The organism is Streptomyces tibetensis, from assembly GCF_040647715.1.
Lineage (GTDB): Bacteria > Actinomycetota > Actinomycetes > Streptomycetales > Streptomycetaceae > Streptomyces > Streptomyces tibetensis_A.
Window position 1 is genome coordinate 224,940 of the sequence record NZ_JBEZCR010000011.1, and the last position, 22,649, is coordinate 247,588.

Consider the following 22,649-nt stretch of genomic DNA (forward strand, 5'->3'; position numbering starts at 1 on the left):
ATGGAGAGGGCCCCGGCCGTTCACCTCGCCGACCGGGACCCGGACCCGGCCGCGGCGGCGACACTCCCCCGAGTTGCGCGTCCAGACGCGCGCACCGCCGGGCCAGATCCGATGCAGTGATCACATCAGGCTTTGCCAACGGATCGCTAACATGTGGCCAACGCTTCGCCGTTGGGTCATCCGCCGATCGGCCGGAAGTCGCCGAACCGAGGCGGAGGACGGCCAGGGGTACCGGCTGTTCCCGACGCGGCAGGTGAAGGCCGGGTGGCGGAATTCCGTCGCCCGGGGGTGGAAACCCGCCAAGGCGGGGTGCACGGGGGGTAGTGGCGCGATGATGCGGTTCGGGCTGTTGGGGCCGCCGGTGCTGTTCCGCGACGATCAAAGCGGGTCCCGCAGCGACGCCACGCCCGTGGCGAGCGCCAAGTCCCGTGCCCTGCTCGCCACGTTGCTCCTCGACGCCGGACGTGTCGTCCCCGCTGAAGCGCTCGAGGACGCACTGTGGGGCGGGGCGCCGCCCGTTTCCGCCCGGGCCTCGCTGCACAATCACATCGCCCGGTTGCGGCGGCTGCTCGACGACCCAGGACGGCTGCGCACCGTGCCGTCCGGATACGTGCTGCGGCTGGACGAGGGCGAGCTGGACGTCCACGTCTTCGAGCGGCACCTCTCCGCAGCGCGTGCCGCGCACACCGGCCGGGCATGGGAGCAGGTCGTGCGCGAGTGCGCGGCCGCGCTCGGGCTGTGGCGGGGCGCGCCGCTCGCCGGGCTGGCGCCCGAGGTGGGCGGGTACGCCTTCGCGCAGCGGCTGGACGAGGCCCGGCTGTTGCTGCTGGAGTGGCGCTACGACGCGGAGCTGGCGCTGGGCGGGCCGCGGCTGCACGGGCTGGTGCCGGAGCTGGCTGCGCTGACGGGCGAGTATCCGCTGCGGGAGGCCTACCACCGGCAGCTGATGCTCGCCCTGCACCGCACCGGCCGCCAGGCCGAGGCCCTGGCCGTCCACCGGGACCTGCGGACTCGCCTCGTCGGCCGGCTCGGCATCGAGCCGGGGGCGGGGGTGCGGGAAGCGCATGTCGAGGTGCTGCGGGGGGCCGTGGGCGAGGGAGGTGCGGAGGAACCGGGCGACAACGGCAGGACGCGGATGCGTCCGGTCGGCACCGCGTCCCCCGGCGACCCGGGCGGACCCGTGCCTCACCCGGGGTCACCCAACGACCCGGGCGGGTCGCTGTCTCAAGCCGCCCCGTCCAGTAGCCCGGGCGGGCAGGTGTCTCGCGCCGGGGCACCCGGTGTATCGGGCGAGCGGGTGCCTCCCCTTGTGCCACCCGGCGCGGGCGGACCCGTGCCTACCCCCGGCCAACTGCCCCCGGCTCCGGCCCCTTTCGTCGGCCGCGGCGCCGTACGCGGCTCCCTGCACCGGGCACTCACGGCACCCGGCCCCCACCCCGTCGCCGTCATCAGCGGCATGGCCGGCGTCGGCAAGAGCGCGCTCGCCCTGGAGGTCGCCCACCAGGTGGCGGAACGTTTCCCTGACGGGCAGTTGCACCTCCACCTGCACGGCGCCTCCCCGGGCCGGACGCCTCTCACCCCCGGCCAGGCGCTCACCGCGCTGCTGGGCGACCTCGGCACCGAGCCCTGCCGCATCCCCGAGCAGCCGGACTCCGCCGCCGCGTTGCTCCGGTCGCTGCTCGCGCCGACCCGCACGCTGCTGGTGCTGGACGACGCCGCGAGCGCCGCGCAGGTACGGCCGCTGCTGCCGGGCGGTTCGGGTTGCGCGGTGATCGTCACCAGCCGTTCGCCGCTGACCGCCCTCGACGGCGCGGCCCGGATCCCGCTCGTCCCGTTGCCGGACGAGGAGAGCGCCGAACTCCTGCGCAGCGCCTCGGGCCGCGACGGCCTGGACGGCACGGACGCCGCCCGGCGCCTCGCCGAGCTCACCGGCGGGCTCCCGCTGGCCCTGCGGGCCCTCGCCGCGCGGCTCGCCGCCCGCCGGGCCCTGACCCCCGAGACCCTCGCCGGCCAACTCGCGACCGCTGAGGGGCGGTTGCGCCACCTGGAGTACGACGACCTGAGCGTCCGCCGTTCCCTGGCCGTCGCCTACGACGCACTCGCCGCCTCCGAGCGCGAGGCCGACCGGGACGCGGCCCGCACCCTGCGCGGTATCGGCACGCTCGACCTGCCCACCTACGGCGTCTCCCTCCTCGCCCGTCTCACCGGCATCGGCGAACCCCGCACCGAGGCGGCCCTCGACCGCCTCCTCGACGTGGCCCTGCTGGAGGAGACGGCGTACGGCCGCTACGTTCCGCACGTCCTGGTGCGTGACTTCGCCCGTGAACGGGCCGGAGAGCGGGGCGCCGTCGTCACCGCCGGCACGGCGCTGCACTGGTACGCCGCTGCCGCCGAGCAGATCCTCGCCGCCACCGTGGGACCCGGCCTCGGCCAGGACGACATCCCTCCCGGATCCGCAGCTGCGTGAACACGGAGCCGCGCGAGCTCCTGGCGTCCGGAGGATCACTTGGCGTCCGCGTAGCACTCCACCACGGCTGTCGTGAACGGGAACCGCACCGGCGTCTCCCCGAAGGTCAGCCGCCCGGCCAGGGCCGCCGCCTCGCGGATCGCCGCCACGACCGTCTCGGCCTCCTCCGCGGGGCAGTGCACGATCACCTCGTCGTGCTGGAAGAAGACCAGCTCGGCCGCCAGCTCCGCACAGGTCCTGCGCAGCGCGGCGAGCAGCAGCAGCGCCCAGTCGGCGGCGCTGCCCTGGACGACGAAGTTGCGGGCGAAGCGGCCTCGGGCGCGGGCGTTGGTGGAGGCGTACCCGGGCACCCACTGTCCGCCGTCCGGCTGGTCGTCCTCCCCGGAACCCCCGGAGCCAGAACCGGAGCCGGAACTTACGGCAGCCGTCGGGATGCCCGCTTCCTCGGTCGCGTCGTCCGTCCCCCGGGCCGCCGGCGGACAGGTGCGGCCGAGCCAGGTCCGCACGAGCCGGCCCTCCTCACCGGCCCGGGCCGCGTCGTCGACGTAGGCCACGGCTCTGGGGAAGCGGCGTCTGAGTGCCGCGAGGTTCTTCAGGCCGTCGCCGGAGGTCTGGCCGTAGACCGCGCCGAGCACGGCGAGTTTGGCCTGGGAGCGGTCGCCGGAGAAGGCCCGGTCGGAGACCGACTGGTACAGGTCGCTCTCCCGCCCGGCCACCTCCATCAGGCCCGGGTCGCGGGAGATCGCGGCGAGGACGCGGGGTTCCATCTGGTCGGCGTCGGCGACGACGAGCCGCCAGCCGGGGTCGGCGACCACGGCCCGCCGGATCACCTTGGGGATCTGGAGCCCGCCCCCGCCGTTGGTGACCCAGCGCCCGGTCACCGTCCCGCCCGCGAGGAACTCGGGCCGGAAGCGGCCCTCGCGGACCCAGTCCTGCAGCCAGGACCAGCCGTGGGCGACCCAGATGCGGTACAGCTTCTTGTACTCCAGCAGGGGTTTCACGGCCGGATGGTCGACCGCCCCGATCTCCCACTTACGGGTCGAGGAGACCTTGATGCCGGCCTGCGCGAAGGCCTTGACCACGTCGGCGGGCAGGTCGGGGCGGACCCGGCGGCCGAACGCGGTGGACACCTCCTCGGCCAGCTCGGCCAGCCGGCGGGGCTCGCCACCGCCCGCGTACCGCTCGCCCAGCAGGTCGTGCAGCAGCGTGCGGTGCACCTCGGCGCTCCAGGGCAGCCCCGCGCGGTTCATCTCGGCCGCCACCAGCATGCCCGCCGACTCGGCGGCCGTGAGCAGCCGCATGCGGTCCGGGTGCTCGGCGCTGTCGTGCCGCCGCTGCTGCCCGGCGTACACCGCGAGGAGGTCCGCCAGGGGCAGGTGGACGCCCTGCGGCTCGAACAGGGAGGACTGGGAGCCCGGTTCCGCGGACCGCTGCGGCGGATCGGGCGGCACGGGTCCGCCACGCAGCCGGGCCAGGGCGGCCGCGGCCGAGCGTGGTTCCCCGTACCGCCCCTCGTGGCCGAGGAGGAGCGTCTCGGCGGCCTCGATGTCGTAGCACCGCTCGACTCGCACCCCCGCGGCGAGCAGGCGCGGGTAGACCTCGGCGGTGGACCGCCACACCCACCGCGTGACGCCGGGACGGCTCCGCACGGCCTCGGCGGGATCCGGCTCCCGCCGCACCGGTCCGGCGGGCAGCCCGTCCGGGCCGAGGGGGGCGACGTCCACGCCACCGTCCTCGGCCGGGGCGAGCGCCCATCGGTCGGCCATGCGGTGAGTGTGACAGGAGGGTCTGACATCGCCCCCTGTCGCCGCCGACGCGGTTCAGGACTCGTCGGGCATGTCCTTCTGCGCCTGCACGATCTTCTCCAGGGCCTCGGCCACGAACCGCTCGGTCCGCTCCTTGCCGATGCCCAGGCCACTGAGGACCCCCTGGCCGTTCTCGTGCTCCAGCAGGGCGAGCAGGATGTGCTCGGTGCCGATGTAGTTGTGGCCGAGGCGCAGGGCCTCGCGGAAGGTGAGTTCCAGGACCTTCTTGGCGGCCGGGCCGTACGGCACGAGCTCCGGGGCGTCCTCGACGGCCGGCGGGAGCGCCGCCGTGGCCGCCGCGCGGACCGCGTCGAGCGAGACCCCCTGCTCGACGATCGCCTTCGCGGCGAGTCCCTCCGGTTCGGCCAGCAGGCCGAGGACGAGGTGCTCGGGCAGGCCCTCGGCGTTGTGCGCGGCCTTGGACGCGTTGTGCGCCGCCATCACCACGCTGCGGGCGCGCGGCGTGTACCGGTTGAAGCCCTGGCTCGGGTCGAGATCGGCCGACTCCTTGGGCACGAACCGCTTCTGCGCGGCCTGCCGGGTGACGCCCATGCTCTTGCCGATGTCGGTCCAGGAGGCGCCGGAGCGCCGGGCCTGGTCGACGAAGTGGCCGATCAGGTGGTCGGCCACGTCGCCCAGGTGGTCCGCGGCGATCACCGCGTCCTGGAGCTGGTCGAGCGGCTCCTCGTGGACCTTCTTGATGGCCGCGATGAGGTCGTCGAGACGGATGGATGACGTCGTGTCGGGGTTCGTCATGTGTCAACCGTAGGTTGCACCCCCAGGGCTGTCAACCGCGAGTTGACAGCCGGTCGCGGTTTCCGGGCCGGGCGGGACGGCGTGGCACCATCGGCCCGTGAGTACGTCCAGCACCGTCGACCGCGCGTTCGCAGCGGCCCTCTACGAGACCGGCGTGACGGCCCTCGACACCGGCGCCTCCCTGCTCGCCTCCGACCCGTCGGCGGACCGTGAACTCGCCCGGCGCGGAGAGGAGTTCGTCGCGGCGGCCTGGCGGCGCGGCTGGCAGCCGGCCGACGTCGTACGGATCGTCCGGCGTGAACTGGACGACGTCCACGTGCTCCTCGTGGCCGCGCTGATCCGCGCACAGGCGCCCGGCGACGGCCCCCGGGGCCGCCGCTGGAACGGGCAACTCGCGGACCTCCCCGCCGACGCCCCGCCCCGCACCGACCGCTTCTCGTACGCCACGGCCGTGCTGGAGCTGTACCGGCTGCTGCTTCGGCTGCCGGCCCTGGAGGCCCTCGACGAGAAGCCCGGGGCGCCCGGGGAGGCCGGCGCCGAATCGCGGATGCTCACCCGCATCCGCGCGCTGCTGGCCAAGGCGGAGGCGACCGGGTTCCCGGAGGAGGCGGAGGCGCTCAGCGCCAAGGCGCAGGAGCTGATGGCACGGCACAGCGTCGACGAGGCGCTGCTCGCGGCGCGGGCACCCTCACCGGACACGCCGGGGGCCTGCCGGGTCGGGGTCGAGCCGCCGTACGAACAGGCCAAGGCGGTGCTGCTGGACGCCGTCGCCGGTGCCAACCACTGCCGGGCGGTGTGGAACGAGCCGCTCGGCTTCTCCACCGTCGTCGGCTTCGAGGCCGACCTGGAGGCGGTCGAACTCCTCTACACCTCGCTCCTCGTGCAGGCCACGACCGCGATGACCAGGGCGGAGGCCGCACAGAGGACCGGTGGCCGCAAGCGCACCAAGACGTTCCGGCAGTCGTTCCTCGCGGCCTACGCCCATCGCATCGGCACCCGGCTGGCGGCAGCCGCCGAGACCCAGGTGACCGACGACCTGCTGCCGGTCCTCGCCTCCCGTGAGGTCGCCGTCACCGGGCGGCTGGAGCGGATGTTCCCGGAGACGACCACGACCCGGCTGCGCGGGGTGCGCGACGAGGAGGGCTGGACGCAGGGCGCGCGGGCGGCGGACGGCGCCCAGGTCCGCCACCGGCCGCCGCTGCGCTGACCTGCGGTCGGTGCGGTCGGTGCGGTCGGTGCGGTCGGTGACATCGGCGCCGGCGGTGTCGTCCGCGCCGTCAGTCGCTCGACGTCTCGAAGCCGCTCACCGAGGGCTTCTTGTCCGCCGCCAGAGCGACCTCGCCGTACGACCACTTCAGTTCGTGCGCGGTCTTGGTGTCGCCGGGCAGGGTGAAGGACGCCTTGCGCACGGCGAGGCTCTCCGCGGAGCCCGCCTCGCCCCGGACGTAGGTGATCGTGAAGGACGTCGTGCCGCCCTTCCCGAGGGTCAGCGACTGGGCCTTCGCGCCCTCGTCCGGGGAGACGGACGCGGTCTTGCTGTCGGCCAGCAGGTCCACGCCGGGGAAGCCCTTCAGCGTGCACTGCGCGCCCTTGTTGGTGAGCGTGACGGTGACGGTGCCGGTGTCCCCGGCGGCCGGGGCGGCGCCGGCGCGACGTCCACGCCCATGTCGCCGAGCGCACAGGCCGCATCGCCCGGCCGGTCCGCGTTCTTGACGTCGTCACCACCGGCCTTGTCATCGCTGCAGCCGGTCAGCAGGGCCGTCGCGGCGAGGGCGGCGGCCAGGGTGAGGGGGTAGGTGCGCATGAGGTCCTCTGGACGTGTCGAACGAAAGCGGCATCGGGCTCCTGGATCATCACGCACACGCGCACCGCACGGCCACGCACCCCCTGCGATTCCCCCGAACGCCGGACTCCGGGACGTACGCGTGGTAGTCCGTCGAATCCACGCGGCTCGCGCCCCCGACGCCGAACAGGCCGCCAGACGTACGCGTGGTAATCCGTGAAGTCCATGAGCCCCGCGCCCCGACGCCGGGCAGGCCGCGGTGCCCGGGCGATCCGCGGCCGTCCGTCCGGGGTCGGTGGGTCAGCCGAGGCTCGCCGTCGGCAGGCCCGTCGGCAGTTTGCCGCCCTCGGCCTTCGTGTACGTCTCCGTGCCGAGGCCGCCCTCCCAGGTGACCTTCAGGCTGTTCCTGTTCACCGAGTCGACCATGCCGGTCGCCCGGCCCTTGGAGCCGTCCGTGCACTTCAGGCGGATCATCCGCATGCCGGACTCCTCGCCCGCGGTGCCGCTGCACACGCTGCCGCCGGTGGCGAACAGTGCCGCCTGCTTGCCGGTGATCACCAGGGCCACGGCCTTGCCGCCGGTCGTCGCGAGCCAGCTGCCCGCCAGCGCGCCGCCGGACGTCCCGTCGGAACCGGAACCGGAGCCGGAGTCTCCGCCCGCCGGGGCGGACGCCGAGGCCGACGGGGAGGGGGCGGCGGACGCGTCGTCGCCCGAGTCGCCGCCGCTGCTGCACGCGCTCAGCACGAGCGCCCCCACCAGCCCCGCGGCCGCCGCGGCGACGCGCACGGCGCCGGAGCGGCGCGAGAAGATCACCGAAGTCACTGCAAGCCCCCAAGCTGTAACCGGGCCGACCGGCCCGGACGGCACCGGCCGGCCCCGTGGCCGGAACGATCGCAGCAAGCTACCAGGGCCCGTCAAGAGCCCAGGGAGCGACCGCGGCAAGCTATCGGGGCCCCTCAAGAGCCCCCGCAGCCGGCTACCCAGGCCCGTCAAGAGCCTCGAAACCACCCCTCACCAGGATGACTTTCGCACGCCGGGCAGATATCCCGCGTGTGCCTGCTCCCGCAGACTCACCCGGGACAGTCCGAACGCGCGGAAGTAGCCGCGCGGCCGGCCGTCCACCTGGTCGCGGTTGCGTACGCGCGTGGCACTCGCGTCGCGCGGCTGCCTGCGCAGCTCCGCCTGAGCGGCGAGCCGTTCGGCGTCCGTCGACGACGGCCGTCGGACGATCTCCTTCAGCTCGGCCCGCCGGGCGGCGTACCGCGCGACGACCTCCCGCCGCCTGTCGTTCTTCGCGATCTTGCTCTTCTTCGCCATCAGATCCTCACTCCCCGGGCGCGGATCCGGGCGACGGCCGCCTCGATCCCGATCGTGTCGACGGTCTTGATGCCCTTGGTGCTGAGCCGGAGCCGGACGTGCCGGCCCTCGCTCGGCAGCCAGTAGCGCTTGGACTGGACGTTGGGGTCGAACCGGCGCGGCGTGCGCCGGTGGGAGTGGGAGATGCGGTTGCCGAAGCCCGGCTGTGCGCCGGTCAGCATGCAGTGCGCGGACATGGGTGGTGACGTACCTCTCTGCGTCGAACAGTGGAAATGGATTTCATTTTCAGTATCATAGCGGCATGGCACGCAACGAACTCCGTCCGGTCATCAAGCTCCGGTCCACCGCCGGGACCGGCTTCACCTACGTGACCCGCAAGAACCGCCGCAACGACCCGGACCGCATGACCCTGCGCAAGTTCGATCCGGTCGCCGGCCGCCACGTCGACTTCCGAGAGGAGCGCTGACCATGCGCCAGGGAATCCATCCGGAGTACGGTCCCGTCGTCTTCCGCGACCGTGCCGCGAACTACGCCTTCCTCACCCGCTCGACCCTGTCCGCCACGGCGGGCGAGAAGACCGTCGAGTGGGAGGACGGCACCACCTACCCGGTCGTCGACGTCGAGATCTCCGACGTCAGCCACCCCTTCTACACCGGCACCGCCCGCGTCCTGGACACCGCCGGCCGCGTGGAGCGTTTCGAGCGCCGGTACGGGAAGAAGGGCTGATCGCGTGGCTGTCCCCCCTGGGCTCCCCGTCGTGATCGTCGGCGGGCTGCACGCCGACGCCCGCAGGGCGGCCGTCGCGCGGCTGCTCGCCGACGTGCCCGGCAGTGTCGTCCTCCACCACGACCTGGCGACGGCCGCCACGGGCACGGTCGTACGGACCGTCCGGGACGCCTCCGGTGTCCTCGACGCGGGGGAGGCGCCGCTCGTCAACGACTGCGCGTGCTGCGCCCTGCGCGAGGACCTGGTGCCGGAGCTGGAGCGGCTCCGGGACGCCGGATCCACCCGGCTGGCCGTCGTCGAGCTGTGGGACTCCGTCGAGCCCAAGGCCATGGCCGAGGTCGTCACGGCGGGCGGGCTCACCGTCACCGGCGTGATCACCGCCGTCGACCCGGCCCTGGTCCTGCCGTACCTCGGCAACGGCGACGACCTGGCCGACGCCGGTCTCGCCGCCGCCGCGAACGACCAGCGCACGGTCGCCGACACCTTCGCGCGCCAGCTGGAGTACGCCCCCGTCCTGGCCGTCGCCGACTCACCGGAGGCCGACGACGAGGACCACGAGCTGCTCGCGCAGCTGCACCCGACGGCGCGCTTGGCCCCGATCGGAGAGCACGCCCCCGCGGGCCCGGCCGACGACCGCCTGACCGTGCCGACCCCGCGCAGGCCTGCGCCCTCGAATCTGGCCGAGGCCGCCCTGGCCGGCTTCGACGTCGAGGCGGCCGCCGCCGCCCAGCACCCGGCCTGCGCGCTGCTCCCGGCCGAGGCCGACGCGCACGGCGTCTCCACCCTGGTGTGGCACCGGCGCCGCCCCTTCCACCCGGAGCGGCTGTACGCCGCGCTGGAGGACCTGACCTGCGCGGCCGCCCGCAGCCGGGGCCGGTTCTGGCTCGCCGACAAGCCCGACACGCTGTTCCACTGGGACGCGGCGGGCGGGGCCCTGTGCGTGGAGAGCGCGGGCCCCTGGCTGGCGTCCCTCCCGGACGCGGCCTGGGAACTGGTCCCGCCGGTGCGCCGAGCCGCCGCCGCGCTGGACTGGCACCCCGAGCACGGGGACCGCGGCCAGCACCTGGTCTTCACCTCGCCCGGCCTCGACCGGGACGGCCTGGAACGCCTGCTGGAGTCCTGCCTGCTGACCGACGCCGAGTACGCCGCCGGCCCCGACGCCTGGCAGCGCCTGCCGCACGCCTTCGACACCCTCCTGGAGGTCTGACCCCATGCCCCGCAAGCCCGACCGCAAGCCCGCCAAGGACCGGCCCAACCCCCTGTACCAGGCCGGGATCACGTACGTCGACTACAAGGACACCGACCTGCTGCGGAAGTTCATCTCCGACCGCGGCAAGATCCGAAGCCGCCGCGTCACCCGGGTGTCGTCCCAGCAGCAACGGCAACTCGCCAGGGCCATCAAGAACGCCCGCGAGATGGCACTCCTGCCGTACGCCGGCCGCTGACGCCGACAGCCCGTCCGGCCCGGGTGAGTTTCCCCACGCTGGACGGGTGGGGGACCCCTCGCGCCGGTCCGGACCGCGCACCGGCCACCAGGAGGACCCCGGCCTCCTGCGACCGGCCCATTTCTCCCCGTCCTCGCAGGCCACGGCCGGCTTCCGGATGCGGGTCGGCCGGCCGAACGCCCTTCGCCGGGCCGTGCGTCCCAGCTCCCGGTTCTCCGGTGCGGCCCCCGCGCCGCCGCCTCGACCCACCGCCGAGCGGATGCTCCGCCTCCACCGGCTCTCCCCGAACCGGGCCACTTCGACGCAGGCCGCAGGGAACGAGAGGAGGGGACGAGCCGTCAAACAGTCGAGAGCTTCGGTCAAGCGGTCGTCAAAGCTGTAACCGTGGGACCACCCCGCGTGCACGTGCATCTGCCCATGCATCTGCACATGAACAGGGCTATGATCCGGGTCAGTTGACCACTGCACCAATGGCCACACCAGCCAGTGCACCACCGGGGAGCGACCTGTGGACCACGACGTGTACAACGGTATGGCGGCCGCCGGACTGCGCGGTGTGGCCTGGCAGAAGAGCCGGCACAGCAACTCGCAGGGCTCGTGCGTGGAGTTCGCCCGGCTGCCGGGCGGTGACGTGGCCGTACGCAACTCGCGCTTCCCCGACGGTCCCGCACTGGTCTACACCCGTGCGGAGATCGAGGCGATGCTGCTCGGCGTGAAGGACGGCGAGTTCGACCACCTGGTCGGCGGCTGAGACACCGCCGGCCCCGGTAGAAATCGGGGCGAAGCGCCCTCAGTGCGCGGTGACGCGCGTAGAACCGCGACGCGAGAATGCGCCGCGGTCCCTCATTCCCCGCCGGGCCGTGAACCGGCGTGCGGCAGCCGGAACAGCGCCCAGACCACCTTGCCGTCGAGCGCGCCCGCGAGCGGGTGCCAGCCCCAGCTGTCGCTGAAGGAGTCGACGAGGAACAGCCCGCGGCCCGACTCGGCCGAGAAGTCGTCGGTCTCCCGGGCGACCGGACTGTCGTGGCTGGGATCGCGCACCGCGCACACCAGCCGCTCGGACCACCGCATCAGGTGCAGCCGCACAGGGGGTTCGCGGTCGCCGGTACAGGCATTGCCCGTCGGCAGGCCGTGCCGCAGCGCGTTGGTGACGAGTTCCGAGACCACCAGGCAGACGTCGTCGAACCGGTCGCCCATGTCCCACTGGTCGAGCGTTCTGCGGGTGAACCGCCGTGCCTCGCGCACCGCTTCGTAGCGGGCGGGCAGGGCGCAGGAGGCGGCGTCGGACACGGCCGCGGGATCCAGCGGCGGAAGGCCCTGCCGTAACGGCTCGAGCATGGTCGATCCATTCGTCCCCATGCGAGGCACTCCCGGGATTCGCGGTCGGTGCGATGCGGCGGTGGTGCGGGACCATGGTTTCGGATGCGTACAGCAGATGCAAGGGCAGATGCACGTGCACGTGACCGGAATGAGATGCCCCGTACCGGTTGTTGGGAAATTTTTCCGTCATCTTCGCGTCGCCCTTTGGCCGTTCGCTTGCCTTCTTCTTGCTCCCGCGCGCGAGCGTCGACCGACCCGATTCCGTTTCCGTAACCGGACGAGTACTGCTCGGAGTGTTTTAGTGGCAGACTGCGGCCCCTGAAGACGTTGGGGAGGCTGGCGAACGTGAGCGCGGGAGAGCCGGGATCGGTGGTGCGGCGCATGCTGCTCGGATCACAACTCAGGCGACTGCGTGAGGCGCGGGGTATCACGCGCGAGGCGGCGGGCTATTCGATCCGCGCCTCCGAGTCGAAGATCAGCCGGATGGAGTTGGGCCGGGTGAGCTTCAAGACCAGAGACGTCGAGGACCTGCTGACCCTGTACGGCATCACCGACGAGCAGGAGCGCTCCTCCCTGCTGTCCCTGGCCAAGGAGGCCAACGTCGCCGGGTGGTGGCACAGTTACTCGGACGTGCTGCCCAGCTGGTTCCCGACCTACGTCGGCCTGGAGGGCGCCGCCTCGCTGATCCGGGCGTACGAGGTGCAGTTCGTGCACGGTCTGCTGCAGACCGAGGCGTACGCCCACGCGGTGGTCCGGCGGGGCATGCAGGGCGCGAGCGAGGCCGACGTCGAACGCCGTGTGGCGCTGCGGCTGGAGCGGCAGAAGTACCTCTTCGACGAGCGCGCGCCCGACTTCCACATCATCCTGGACGAGGCCGCCCTGCGCCGCCCGTACGGCGACCGCGAGGTGATGCGGGGCCAGCTCCAGCACCTCATCGAGATCTCCGAGCGGCCCAACGTCCGGCTCCAGGTGGTGCCGTTCAGCCTCGGCGGCCACTCCGGCGAAAGTGGCGCGTTCACGATCCTCAGCTTCCCGGAATCCGACCTCTCGGACGTCGTCTACCTGGAGCAGCTCACCAGCGCGCTGTACCTGGACAAGGCCGAGGACGTCGCCCAGTACGAGAAGGCGCTCAAGGAGCTCCAGAGCGACAGCCCGGGCCCGTCGGAGAGCCGGGACCTTCTGCGGGGCCTCCTCCAGCTCTCCTGAAGTACTCCTCCAACTCGCCTGAAACGTCAGTACGATGACGTGTGATCAGATCGTGAAGGCGCGATCAGGGGTCTGCTTAGGGATCGAGGGATCACATTGTCGTCGTCCTGCTTCACCGACCTTGCACAGCAGTACATCGACGGTGAGTGGCGCCCGGGCACCGGTTCCTGGGACATCATCGACTTCAACCCGTACGACGACGAGAAGCTGGCGTCGATCACCATAGCCACGGTCGACGAGGTCGATCAGGCCTACCGGGCGGCGGCCCGCGCCCAGAAGCAGTGGGCCGCGACCAACCCCTACGCCCGCCGGGCGGTCTTCGAGAAGGCGCTGCGCCTGATCGAGGAGCGCGAGGCCGAGATCTCCGAGGCCATCATCGCCGAGCTCGGCGGCACCCGCCTGAAGGCCGCCTTCGAACTGCACCTCGCCAAGGAGTTCCTGCGCGAGGCGGTCCACCTGGCGCTGGCCCCCGAGGGCCGGATCATCCCGTCGCCGGTGGACGGCAAGGAGAACCGCGTCTACCGCGTGCCGGTCGGCGTCGTGGGCGTGATCAGCCCCTTCAACTTCCCCTTCCTGCTGTCGATCAAGTCCGTCGCCCCGGCGCTCGCGCTCGGCAACGCCGTGGTGCTCAAGCCGCACCAGAACACCCCGATCGTCGGCGGCTCCCTGGTCGCGAAGATCTTCGAGGACGCGGGGCTGCCCGGCGGTCTGCTGAACGTCGTCATCACCGACATCGCCGAGATCGGCGACGCCTTCCTCGAGCACCCGGTCCCCAAGGTCATCTCCTTCACCGGCTCCGACCAGGTCGGCCGGCACGTGGCGACCGTCTGCGCCCGGCTGTTCAAGCGCTCCGTGCTCGAACTGGGCGGCAACAGCGCGCTGGTGGTCCTCGACGACGCCGACATCGACTACGCGGTCGACGCGGCCGTCTTCAGCCGGTACGTCCACCAGGGCCAGGTCTGCATGGCGGCCAACCGCGTCCTCGTCGACCGTTCGATCGCGGACGAGTTCACCGAGAAGTTCGTCGCCAAGGTGAAGACCCTCAAGACGGGTGACCCGCGCGACCCGCAGACCGTCATCGGCCCGGTCATCAACTCCTCGCAGGCGGACGCCGTCTCCGGCGTGGTCGAGCAGGCCCTCGCCGAGGGCGCCACGGCCCTGGTGCGCGGTGGGCGGACCGACAACCTCGTCGAGCCGTCGGTGCTGACCGACGTCCCCGCCGACTCGGCGCTGCTGCGCCAGGAGGTCTTCGGGCCGGTCGCCTTCCTCGTCCCGTTCGACGGCGAGGAGGAGGCCGTACGGCTGGTCAACGACACGCCCTACGGCCTGAGCGGTGCCGTCCACACCGGGAACGTCGAGCGGGGCGTCGCCTTCGCCCAGCAGATCGACACGGGCATGTTCCACGTGAACGACGGCACCGTGCACGACGAGCCGATCGTCCCCTTCGGCGGTGAGAAGCACTCGGGCATCGGCCGGCTCAACGGCGACACGATGCTCGACTCGTTCACCACGACCAAGTGGATCTCGGTGCAGCACGGCCGGAGCGGCTTCCCGTTCTAGCGTCTTTCGCCGCCCCGGGTCCTTGCGGACAGAACCTGACCGCAAGGGTCCGTAGCTTGGTCGGTGTCAGGGGGAGAGCCCCCCGGGCCCGGCGAAAGGCGGCGGTCATGGTCACTCACGTTCCGGCGGAGGCACACGGCGACGAGCGGGGAGCGCTCCTGTCCTTCATCGCCGAGCAGCGCGGCGGCGTGCGCCGGGCGGTGCTCGGGCTGACGGACGAGCAGGCGGGCTCCCGTCCCAGCGCCAGTGAGCTGTCCCTGGCCGGGCTGGTCAAGCACGTCGCCGAGGTCGAGCAGATGTGGGTCTCGCTGGCCAAGGGTGAGCCGCCGGCCATCGTGCGGGACCAGACCAACTGGCACGAGTGCTTCCAGCTGGTCGAGGGCGAGACCGTCGCGTCGCAGCTGGCCTACTGGGAGAAGGTCGCCGCCGGGACCGAGGCCTACATCCGCTCGGTCCCGAGTCTCGACGACACCTTCGCGCTGCCGGCCCAGCCCTGGTTCCCGCCGGACGGCCGGGTCTCCCACCGCTGGCTCTGCCTGCATCTCATCCGCGAGACGGCCCGGCACGCCGGTCACGCCGACATCATCCGCGAGTCCCTGGACGGCAGGACCGCCTTCGAGCTGGTGGCCGAGGAACAGCGGGCGGCGGCCGCGTCCTAACCTGGACCGCATGTCAGCGATCCGCCTCCTCGTGCTCGGCGCGGTCCGTATGCACGGTCGCGCCCACGGCTACCAGGTGCGCAACGACCTGGAGTACTGGGGCGCGCACGAGTGGTCCACCGCCAAGCCCGGCTCGATCTACCACGCCCTGAAGCAGATGGCCAAGCAGGGGCTGCTGGACGCGCACGAGACCGCCCCGTCCACCGCGGGCGGCCCGCCGCGCACGGAGTACGAGATCACCGGGCAGGGCACCGAGGAGTACTTCCGGCTGCTGCGGGAGGCGCTGGTCACCTACGACCAGCGCGGGGACATGAAGACGGCCGCCGTCGGCTTCGTCGTCGACCTGCCACGGGCCGAGGCGGTGGCGCTGCTGAAGGAACGTACCCTGCGGATCGAGCAGTGGCGGGCCGCCGTCCTGGAGCACTACGTGCCCGAGGAGGGGCCCGGGCAGCTCGGGCACATCGGCGAGATCATGAACATGTGGGTCCACACGGCCGACTCCGAGGGCGAGTGGACCCGCGGCCTCATCGAGCGCATCGAGGGCGGCGCCTACACCTTCGCCGACGAGGGCGAACCGTTCGTCGGCGTGCTGGCCGACGACCAGGAGAACCCGTACGCGACGGGGGAACGACACCCCGGGGATGCTCGCTAATCAAGTTTGACGACTGGCTCGGACGGGGTTACCTTCGAGCATGTAGTCAAGTTTGACTAGCGAGGGAGGCCCGGTGGCCGACACGGCGATCATCGTCGAAGGCGCGGAGAAGAGGTACGGCGGCAAGAAGGCGCTGAACGGGCTCGGCCTCACGGTCGGGCGCGGCACGGTGCACGGGGTGCTCGGCCCGAACGGCGCGGGCAAGACCACCCTGGTGAGGGTCCTGGCCACCCTGCTGCGGCCCGACGCGGGCCGGATCGAGGTGGCGGGGCACGACGTGGTGCGTGAGGCCTACGCGGTGCGGCTGCGCATCGGCCTGCTCGGCCAGCACGCCGCGCTCGACGAGGAGCTCGGCGGACGGCAGAACCTGGAGCTGTTCGGCCGGCTGCACCATCTGGGCACGCGGCGGGCACGCGCGCGTGCGGACGAACTCCTGGAGCGTTTCGGCCTGGCCGACACCGGCCGCAAGGCGGTGCGGCAGTACAGCGGCGGCATGCGGCGCCGCCTGGACCTCGCCGCGTCCCTGATCACGGAGCCGGAGGTGCTGTTCCTGGACGAGCCCACCACCGGTCTGGACCCCCGCGGCCGTGCCGAGGTGTGGTCGTCCGTCCGCTCCCTGGTCGGCGGCGGCACGACGGTCCTGCTCACCACCCAGTACCTGGAGGAGGCCGACCAGCTCGCCGACCGCATCTCGGTCGTCGACGCCGGCCGGGTCATCGCCGAGGGCACGGCGGACGAACTGAAGGCCGAGACGGGCGGCGACCGCATCGACGTGGTCCTGCGCGACGCCGGTCAATTGGGGGCCGCGGTCGCCCTGTTGCCGCTCACGGGGATCAGCGTCGACGCCGACCGACGGCTGCTGAGCGCCCCGGTCACCGACCGCATGGGGGCGCTCTCCGGGGTCGTACGGGCCCTTCGAGAAGCCGGGATCGAGGCGGAGGACGTCGCCCTGCGCCGCCCGACGCTGGACGAGGTGTTCCTGCACCTCACCGGGGACGACCACCGAGTGAAGGAGACCGCGTGAGCGCGCACGCCCTGACCGACTCCTGGACCATGACCCGCCGGGAACTCGCCCGCTGGGGACGGCAGCCGGTGCAGGTGGTCGTCAACCTGGTCTTCCCGGTGATGCTGCTGCTGATGTTCGGCTACCTCGTCGGCGGCGGCCGCGGGGTGAGCGGCGAGTACCGCGACTACCTGATCCCCGGCATGCTCGCGCTCACCATGGCCTTCGGCCTGGAGGGCACGATGCTCGCCGTCACGCAGGACCTCGACAAGGGCGTCATCGACCGGTTCCGCTCGATGCCCATGGCCAATGGGGCGGTGCTGGTGGGCCGTTCGGCCGCCGACATGCTCCAGTCGGCGCTGGGCCTGGTCGTGCTCATCGGAGTGGGCGCCGCGCTCGGCTGGCGGCCCGGGGGCGGTCCGGCGGCTCTCCTCGCCGCCGTGGGACTGCTGCTCCTGTTCCGGTTCGCGATGCTGTGGATCGGCATCCACCTGGCCCTGGTGGCGGGCAAGCCGGAGATGGTCCAGGCCGTGCAGATCCTGGTCTGGCCGGTCGGCTTCCTCTCCAACGCACTGGCCGCACCCGGCTCCATGCCCGGCTGGCTGGGCACGGTCGTCGAATGGAACCCCATGTCCCACACGGCCACGGCCGTCCGGCACCTGTTCGGCGTGCCCGGCACGGAGTCCGGGCACGCCTGGGCCGCGGTCGTCTGGCCCCTGGCCCTGCTGGCGGTGTTCTTCCCGCTGGCGGTGCGCCGGTTCGCGCGGCTGAGCCGCTAGGGAGCGCCCGCGCGGTCCCGACAGGCCCTAGTGGTGGAACCCGGTCGCCGCGCCCTTGTCCTCGGTCAGCGGGCGCGGCTGCCGGCGCAGGTCCGGCAGCAGCCGCTCCAGGTCCTGCGCGAGCAGGTCGGCGAGGTCGGCGGAGAAGCCGTTGCGGCACACCACCCGCAGCACGGACAGGTCCTGACGGTTCTTGGGGAACGTGTACGCGGGCACCAGCCAGCCGTGCTCGCGCAGCCGCCGGGACACGTCGAAGACGTCGTACGCCGTCACGTCCGGGGCGGTCGTGAAGGCGAACACGGGCAGTTCGTCGCCCCGGGTCAGCAGCCGGAAGTCGCCGAGCGCCTCGACCCGCCCGGCCAGCTGCGTGGCCACGTCCCGCGCGGCCTGCTGGACGGCCCGGTAGCCGTCCCGGCCCAGCCGCAGGAACGTGTAGTACTGCGCCACGACCTGTGCGCCCGGGCGGGAGAAGTTCAGCGCGAACGTCGGCATGTCGCCGCCCAGGTAGTTCACCCGGAACACCAGCTCCTCCGGCAGCGCCTCCGCGTCCCGCCACAGCGCCCAGCCGACGCCCGGGTAGACCAGCCCGTACTTGTGCCCCGAGGTGTTGATCGACGCCACCCTCGGCAGCCGGAAGTCCCACACCAGGTCCTCGTCGAGGAACGGCGCGACCATGGCCCCCGACGCCCCGTCGACATGCACCGGGACATCGAGCCCGGTCCGTTCCTGCAGCGCGTCGAGTGCCGCGCACAGGTCGGCGATCGGCTCGTAGGAGCCGTCGAACGTGGAGCCCAGGATCCCGACGACCCCGATGGTGTTCTCGTCGCACAGTTCGGCCGCGGCCTGCGGGTCCAGGTGGAACCGCTCGCCCTCCATGGGCACCAGACGGGCCTCCACCTCCCAGAAGGTGCAGAACTTCTCCCAGCAGACCTGCACGTTCACGCCCATCACCAGGTTGGGCCGGGCACCGGGGTAGCGGTCGGCGTTGCGCTTCGCCCAGCGCCGCTTCAGCGCCATCCCGGCGAGCATGCACGCCTCGCTCGACCCGGTCGTCGAGCACCCCACGGCACTCGACGGGTCGGGCGCGTGCCACAGGTCCGCGAGCATCGCCACGCAGCGCCGCTCCAGCTCGGCGGTGCGCGGGTACTCGTCCTTGTCGATCATGTTCTTGTCCCGGCACTCCGCCATCAGCAGCCCGGCCTCCGGCTCCATCCAGGTGGTGACGAAGGTGGCGAGGTTCAGCCGGGCGTTGCCGTCGAGCATCAGCTCGTCGCGCACCAGCTGGTGGGCGGTCGCCGGCGCGATGGGCTGGTCCGAGAGCCGGTGGGTGGGCGGAGCCTCGGCCATGTCGCCGAGTGGGTTGGCGGGGCCGTAGAAGGGGTTGACGGACAGGCGGCTCTCGGCGGCTCGGCGGGGGCCTTCGTGGAGCGGCATGGGTGCCTCCAGGGGTGAGTTCTGCGGGGGGAGCGTGACTTCGACAGGAGCTCAGTGGACCGATGTGCCGTCCTTGCGCAGTTGCATCTGCGGCCGGCCGGTGACCAGCAGCCAGGCCGGCAGCGAGGCGATGCAGAGCAGGGCGATGATCCCGGGCTCGGCGACCAGTACCGCGGCCACGAACAGGCTGATCCAGCCCTGCCGCGTGATCGCCAGCAGCACCCCGAGCACCCCGGCGGACACCCCCACCGAGGGGTGCACCCCGGACACCAGGGCGTGCGCGCACAGGCCGAGTGCGGTGCCGACGAACACGGCGGGGAAGATCCGCCCGCCCCGGAAACCGCAGGACGCGGCGACGACCAGGGCGGCCAGCTTCACCACCGTCATGACGGCGAACTCCCCGGCCGACCAGCCGTTCGGGTCGTGCGCCAGCGTGGCGATCTCGTCGAGCCCCTTGAACAGCGTCAGATGACCGCCCAGGGCCGCGAGAGCGCCGAGCACGATCCCGCCCGCCGGGAGCATCAGCATCGGGTGCCGCAGCCGCCGGAACGCCGCGTGGACGTACGGGAAGGCCCGCACGGCGCACAGGGCGAGCAGCGCGCCCACCGAGGCGACCACGATCGACGCCAGCAGGTCGGACCAGCCCGGCCGACCGAAGGACGGCAGGTTCAGGGCGAAGCTCGGGTGGTCGAGGAGGGTGATGGTCAGGGAACCGGAGGCCGCGGCGGTCAGCGGCGCGAAGAGGTTGTCCCACAGCATGCCGCGGGTCTCCCGGCGGGCCAGCAGCTCGGAGATCGCCAGGGCGGCCGCCACCGGGGTGCCGAACAGGGCGCCGATGGTCGCCGACTCCGCGAGCGCCGGCCAGATCCGCCCCGGCGCCCGGGGGATGAACCAGCCACCCAGCCAGACCGCGAGGCCCACGTTCACGGTGATGATCGGGTTCTCGGGGCCGAGACTGGGCCCTCCGGCCAGCATGAGCGCGGTCACCAGCAGCAGCCCCGGGAGCACGACGGGCGACAGCACGGGGGCGTCCAGTCCGACGGTCGCCGGATCCGGGCCGGCGTGTCCCGGCGCCTTCCACACCACCAGCCCGACCGCGACGCCGGTCGCGGTGAGCACCGCGAACATCCACGCCACCGAGTACCGGCCGACCCCGATCGCGTCCGGCACGGTCTCCCACAGCACGTCCTGCAACTGCTCGGCGGCGACCTCCACCCCCACCAGGATCAGGCTGGAGATCACGCCCACGACGACGGCGGGCACGATCGACGGCAGCAGGGTGCGGGCGGGTGTCGACGGATGGACGGCGGGAGCCTGGTCTTCGGAGTCCTGGACCACGGGGCACACGATAAACGGATCAAACCGCACAAACGGGATACATGGGCAACACGCTTGCACCTCACGTGGCGTGAGGCCCGACCGTGGAGCACGGAAGAAGACGGAAGAAGGAGGGCGCGGAAGTGGGCTACTCCGTGGGACAGGTCGCGGGCTTCGCCGGCGTCACGGTGCGCACGCTGCACCACTACGACGACATCGGCCTGCTCGTCCCGAGCGAACGCAGCCACGCGGGTCACCGGCGCTACAGCGACGCCGATCTCGACCGGCTGCAGCAGATCCTGTTCTACCGGGAGCTCGGCTTCCCGCTCGACGAGGTCGCCGCCCTGCTCGACGACCCCGACGCGGACCCGCGCGCGCACCTGCGCCGCCAGCACGACCTGCTGACCGCCCGGATCGAGAAACTGCAGAAGATGGCGACGGCCGTGGAACACGCCATGGAGGCACGCACGATGGGCATCAACCTCACCCCCGAAGAGCGCTTCGAGGTGTTCGGCGACAAGGACCCGGAACAGCACGCCGAGGAAGCGGAGCAGCGCTGGGGCGGCACCGAGGCGTACGCCGAGTCGCAGCGCCGCGCCGCGCGCTACACCAAGGACGACTGGAAACGCATGCAGGCAGAGGTGGCCGACTGGGGCGAGCGCTACGACGCCCTGATGACCGCCGGTGAACCGCCGACCTCCCGGGCGGCCATGGACATGGCCGAGGAGCACCGGCAGCACATCTGCGGCTGGTTCTACGACTGCCCGTACGAGATGCACATCGGTCTGGCCGAGATGTACGTCTCGGACGAGCGCTTCAAGGCGTTCTACGACTCCATGCGCGAGGGCCTCGCCGAGCACCTGAGGGACGCGATCGTCGCCAACGCGGCACGTCACACCTCGTGATCCCCGGCCCGGGAGGCCTCACTCCCGGGTCAGGACCACCGCCGTGCCGTACGCGCACACCTCGGTGCCGACGTCCGCCGCCTCCGTCACGTCGAAGCGGAACGCCAGGATGCCGTTGGCGCCACGCGCGCGTGCCTGCTCCACGAGCCGTTCCATCGCCTGGTTGCGGGTCTGCACCAGCGTCTTCGTGAGCCCGCGCAGCTCGCCCCCGACCATCGACTTCAGCCCGGCGCCGATCTGGCTCCCCACGTGCCGGGACCGCACGGTCAGGCCGAAGACCTCGCCGATCACCTCCCGCACGTGGTAGCCGGGTACGTCGTTCGTCGTGACGACGAGAACCTCCGGCTCCGGTCCCTGTCCACCGCCGTACTCATCGATGCCCATGGTGCACAGCTTTGACCGGGGCCGGGCACAGTGCATCCTGAGTACGCCCATGGAACCTGGGCCATGACGGCTGCGTTGATACTTTGAGGCAGCCAGCCCCCGCCCGTACCCCACTGCAGCAGGAGCCACATCCCCGTGACCACGCTTGCGCTCGGCCCCGAGTGGCTCAGCCCGGACTACCTGATCTCGACGTTCAGCCTGCCCGGCATCCTGCTCATCGTCTTCGCGGAGTCCGGTCTCTTCGCGTTCCTGCCGGGCGACTCCCTGCTGTTCACGGCCGGGCTCTTCGTGGCCGAGGGCACCTACATCACCCAGCCGCTGTGGCTGGTCTGCATGCTGATCGTGCTCGCCGCCGTCCTCGGCGACCAAGTGGGTTACATGATCGGCAAGTTTCTGGGCCCGAAGCTCTTCAGCCGTCCCAACTCCAAGCTCTTCAAGCAGGAGAACCTGGACAAGGCCCACGAGTTCATGGAGAAGCACGGCCCCAAGGCGATCGTCCTGGCCCGCTTCGTCCCCATCGTGCGCACCTTCGCCCCCATCGTGGCGGGCGCCGGCCGCATGAAGTACCGCACCTTCCTCACGTACAACGTCATCGGCGGCGTCGCCTGGGGCACCGGCGTCACCCTCGCGGGTTACTGGCTCGGCCAGATCGGCTTCATCAAGAAGAACGTCGAGGCGATCCTCGTCCTGATCGTCCTGGTCTCCGTCGTCCCGATCCTCATCGAGTACCTGCGCGACCGTTCGAAGAAGAAGCGCGCGGCGGCCGAGGCCCCCGAACAGCGGCAGCAGCAGCCCCCCGCCATGGACGACGCGACGACCCAGCTCCGCCGCATCACCCCCGACGACCAGCCGCCCCACCAGCAGCGGCAGCAGCCCCCCTACGGCAACCAGAACGGCTACGACGACCAGCAGTACTACGGCCAGTACCCGCAGAGCCCGGGCTACGGGCAGCAGCAGGGCGGCCACCAGCAGCCTGCCCCGGGCTACGGCCACCCGCAGCAGGGCGGGCACCAGCAGCCTGCCCCGGGCTACGGCCACCCGCAGCAGGGCGGCCACCAGCAGCCGTACGGCACGCAGCAGGGGCCTTACAGCAACGGCTACTGACCCGACTGTCCCGGGGGCGCGGGGAAC

The 22,649-nt window shown here is 72.2% G+C and carries 26 protein-coding genes; 15 read left to right on the forward strand and 11 right to left on the reverse strand.

Annotated features, from left to right (window positions below):
- Positions 1 to 331: 331 nt before the first annotated feature.
- Positions 332 to 2,467, forward strand: coding sequence for a BTAD domain-containing putative transcriptional regulator (locus tag AB0B29_RS28260; RefSeq protein ID WP_436845895.1), 2,136 nt, complete (start codon positions 332 to 334; stop codon positions 2,465 to 2,467).
- Positions 2,468 to 2,502: 35 nt separating this feature from the next.
- Here the strand turns inward: AB0B29_RS28260 and AB0B29_RS28265 are convergent, their stop codons facing one another.
- A complete protein-coding gene (locus tag AB0B29_RS28265; RefSeq protein WP_362244276.1) occupies positions 2,503 to 4,233 on the reverse strand; it encodes a bifunctional 3'-5' exonuclease/DNA polymerase in 1,731 nt (576 codons plus the stop codon).
- Between the two features lie 54 nt (positions 4,234 to 4,287).
- Positions 4,288 to 5,028, reverse strand: a complete 741-nt coding sequence (locus AB0B29_RS28270) for a Clp protease N-terminal domain-containing protein (RefSeq protein WP_362244277.1) — start codon at positions 5,026 to 5,028, stop codon at positions 4,288 to 4,290.
- A gap of 97 nt (positions 5,029 to 5,125) precedes the next feature.
- Between AB0B29_RS28270 and AB0B29_RS28275 the strand changes: the two genes are divergently transcribed.
- A complete protein-coding gene (locus AB0B29_RS28275; protein WP_362244278.1) occupies positions 5,126 to 6,235 on the forward strand; it encodes a DUF2786 domain-containing protein in 1,110 nt (369 codons plus the stop codon).
- A gap of 70 nt (positions 6,236 to 6,305) precedes the next feature.
- Here AB0B29_RS28275 and AB0B29_RS28280 read toward each other — a convergent pair whose 3' ends face one another.
- From AB0B29_RS28280 to rpmB, 5 genes are all read right to left on the reverse strand, one after another.
- Positions 6,306 to 6,710, reverse strand: a complete 405-nt coding sequence (locus tag AB0B29_RS28280; RefSeq protein WP_362244362.1) for a DUF4232 domain-containing protein — start codon at positions 6,708 to 6,710, stop codon at positions 6,306 to 6,308.
- Positions 6,599 to 6,832 carry a hypothetical protein gene (locus AB0B29_RS28285; RefSeq protein WP_362244279.1) on the reverse strand — a complete coding sequence of 78 codons (234 nt, stop codon included), beginning with the start codon at positions 6,830 to 6,832 and terminating at the stop codon, positions 6,599 to 6,601. Before AB0B29_RS28285 ends, AB0B29_RS28280 begins: the two co-directional genes overlap by 112 nt.
- A gap of 279 nt (positions 6,833 to 7,111) precedes the next feature.
- Positions 7,112 to 7,633 (reverse strand): hypothetical protein, encoded by a 522-nt coding sequence (locus AB0B29_RS28290; RefSeq protein WP_436845896.1) that lies wholly within the window; start codon positions 7,631 to 7,633, stop codon positions 7,112 to 7,114.
- A gap of 189 nt (positions 7,634 to 7,822) precedes the next feature.
- Entirely contained in the window at positions 7,823 to 8,128 is a 306-nt protein-coding gene (gene rpsN, locus AB0B29_RS28295; protein ID WP_362244280.1) for a 30S ribosomal protein S14, read from the reverse strand.
- Positions 8,128 to 8,364, reverse strand: coding sequence for a 50S ribosomal protein L28 (rpmB, locus tag AB0B29_RS28300; RefSeq protein WP_362244281.1), 237 nt, complete (start codon positions 8,362 to 8,364; stop codon positions 8,128 to 8,130). Before rpmB ends, rpsN begins: the two co-directional genes overlap by 1 nt.
- 65 nt (positions 8,365 to 8,429) lie before the next feature.
- Here rpmB and rpmG point away from each other — a divergent pair, with 65 nt between their 5' ends.
- The 5 genes from rpmG (at position 8,430) to AB0B29_RS28325 (ending at position 11,050) form a co-directional block, all read left to right on the forward strand.
- Complete coding sequence (rpmG, locus tag AB0B29_RS28305; protein WP_030846000.1) at positions 8,430 to 8,594, forward strand: 50S ribosomal protein L33; 165 nt, start codon at positions 8,430 to 8,432, stop codon at positions 8,592 to 8,594.
- Positions 8,595 to 8,596: 2 nt separating this feature from the next.
- The gene (locus AB0B29_RS28310) at positions 8,597 to 8,854 is read left to right on the forward strand and encodes a type B 50S ribosomal protein L31 (protein ID WP_362244282.1); all 258 of its coding nucleotides are present in this window, start codon (positions 8,597 to 8,599) and stop codon (positions 8,852 to 8,854) included.
- A gap of 4 nt (positions 8,855 to 8,858) precedes the next feature.
- Complete coding sequence (locus AB0B29_RS28315; RefSeq protein WP_362244283.1) at positions 8,859 to 10,061, forward strand: CobW family GTP-binding protein; 1,203 nt, start codon at positions 8,859 to 8,861, stop codon at positions 10,059 to 10,061.
- Positions 10,062 to 10,065: 4 nt separating this feature from the next.
- Positions 10,066 to 10,299 carry a 30S ribosomal protein S18 gene (rpsR, locus tag AB0B29_RS28320; RefSeq protein WP_362244284.1) on the forward strand — a complete coding sequence of 78 codons (234 nt, stop codon included), beginning with the start codon at positions 10,066 to 10,068 and terminating at the stop codon, positions 10,297 to 10,299.
- Positions 10,300 to 10,831: 532 nt separating this feature from the next.
- A complete protein-coding gene (locus AB0B29_RS28325; RefSeq protein ID WP_050810297.1) occupies positions 10,832 to 11,050 on the forward strand; it encodes a DUF397 domain-containing protein in 219 nt (72 codons plus the stop codon).
- A gap of 92 nt (positions 11,051 to 11,142) precedes the next feature.
- Here the strand turns inward: AB0B29_RS28325 and AB0B29_RS28330 are convergent, their stop codons facing one another.
- Positions 11,143 to 11,637: an ATP-binding protein gene (locus AB0B29_RS28330; protein WP_362244285.1), complete on the reverse strand. Its 495-nt coding sequence runs from the start codon at positions 11,635 to 11,637 to the stop codon at positions 11,143 to 11,145.
- A gap of 363 nt (positions 11,638 to 12,000) precedes the next feature.
- Here AB0B29_RS28330 and AB0B29_RS28335 point away from each other — a divergent pair, with 363 nt between their 5' ends.
- From AB0B29_RS28335 to AB0B29_RS28360, 6 genes are all read left to right on the forward strand, one after another.
- Entirely contained in the window at positions 12,001 to 12,825 is an 825-nt protein-coding gene (locus AB0B29_RS28335) for a helix-turn-helix domain-containing protein (protein WP_362244364.1), read from the forward strand.
- A 96-nt stretch (positions 12,826 to 12,921) separates the two neighbouring features.
- Positions 12,922 to 14,385, forward strand: coding sequence for an aldehyde dehydrogenase family protein (locus AB0B29_RS28340; protein WP_362244286.1), 1,464 nt, complete (start codon positions 12,922 to 12,924; stop codon positions 14,383 to 14,385).
- Positions 14,386 to 14,492: 107 nt separating this feature from the next.
- Entirely contained in the window at positions 14,493 to 15,044 is a 552-nt protein-coding gene (locus AB0B29_RS28345) for a DinB family protein (RefSeq protein ID WP_362244287.1), read from the forward strand.
- A 10-nt stretch (positions 15,045 to 15,054) separates the two neighbouring features.
- The gene (locus AB0B29_RS28350; protein ID WP_362244288.1) at positions 15,055 to 15,696 is read left to right on the forward strand and encodes a PadR family transcriptional regulator; all 642 of its coding nucleotides are present in this window, start codon (positions 15,055 to 15,057) and stop codon (positions 15,694 to 15,696) included.
- Between the two features lie 73 nt (positions 15,697 to 15,769).
- Entirely contained in the window at positions 15,770 to 16,720 is a 951-nt protein-coding gene (locus tag AB0B29_RS28355; RefSeq protein ID WP_362244289.1) for an ATP-binding cassette domain-containing protein, read from the forward strand.
- Positions 16,717 to 17,478, forward strand: a complete 762-nt coding sequence (locus tag AB0B29_RS28360) for an ABC transporter permease (RefSeq protein ID WP_362244290.1) — start codon at positions 16,717 to 16,719, stop codon at positions 17,476 to 17,478. Before AB0B29_RS28355 ends, AB0B29_RS28360 begins: the two co-directional genes overlap by 4 nt.
- Before the next feature lie 27 nt (positions 17,479 to 17,505).
- Here AB0B29_RS28360 and AB0B29_RS28365 read toward each other — a convergent pair whose 3' ends face one another.
- Both AB0B29_RS28365 and AB0B29_RS28370 read right to left on the reverse strand, forming a co-directional pair.
- The gene (locus AB0B29_RS28365) at positions 17,506 to 18,912 is read right to left on the reverse strand and encodes a glutamate decarboxylase (protein WP_362244291.1); all 1,407 of its coding nucleotides are present in this window, start codon (positions 18,910 to 18,912) and stop codon (positions 17,506 to 17,508) included.
- Between the two features lie 51 nt (positions 18,913 to 18,963).
- Positions 18,964 to 20,250 carry an ion channel protein gene (locus AB0B29_RS28370; RefSeq protein ID WP_362244292.1) on the reverse strand — a complete coding sequence of 429 codons (1,287 nt, stop codon included), beginning with the start codon at positions 20,248 to 20,250 and terminating at the stop codon, positions 18,964 to 18,966.
- A 122-nt stretch (positions 20,251 to 20,372) separates the two neighbouring features.
- Here AB0B29_RS28370 and AB0B29_RS28375 point away from each other — a divergent pair, with 122 nt between their 5' ends.
- Positions 20,373 to 21,134: a MerR family transcriptional regulator gene (locus AB0B29_RS28375; RefSeq protein WP_362244293.1), complete on the forward strand. Its 762-nt coding sequence runs from the start codon at positions 20,373 to 20,375 to the stop codon at positions 21,132 to 21,134.
- 18 nt (positions 21,135 to 21,152) lie between these two features.
- On the opposite strand, the gene AB0B29_RS28380 is transcribed toward AB0B29_RS28375, so the two are convergent.
- A complete protein-coding gene (locus tag AB0B29_RS28380) occupies positions 21,153 to 21,518 on the reverse strand; it encodes a YbjQ family protein (protein WP_031110265.1) in 366 nt (121 codons plus the stop codon).
- Positions 21,519 to 21,653: 135 nt separating this feature from the next.
- Between AB0B29_RS28380 and AB0B29_RS28385 the strand changes: the two genes are divergently transcribed.
- Positions 21,654 to 22,622, forward strand: a complete 969-nt coding sequence (locus AB0B29_RS28385) for a VTT domain-containing protein (RefSeq protein WP_362244294.1) — start codon at positions 21,654 to 21,656, stop codon at positions 22,620 to 22,622.
- Positions 22,623 to 22,649 lie beyond the last annotated feature (27 nt).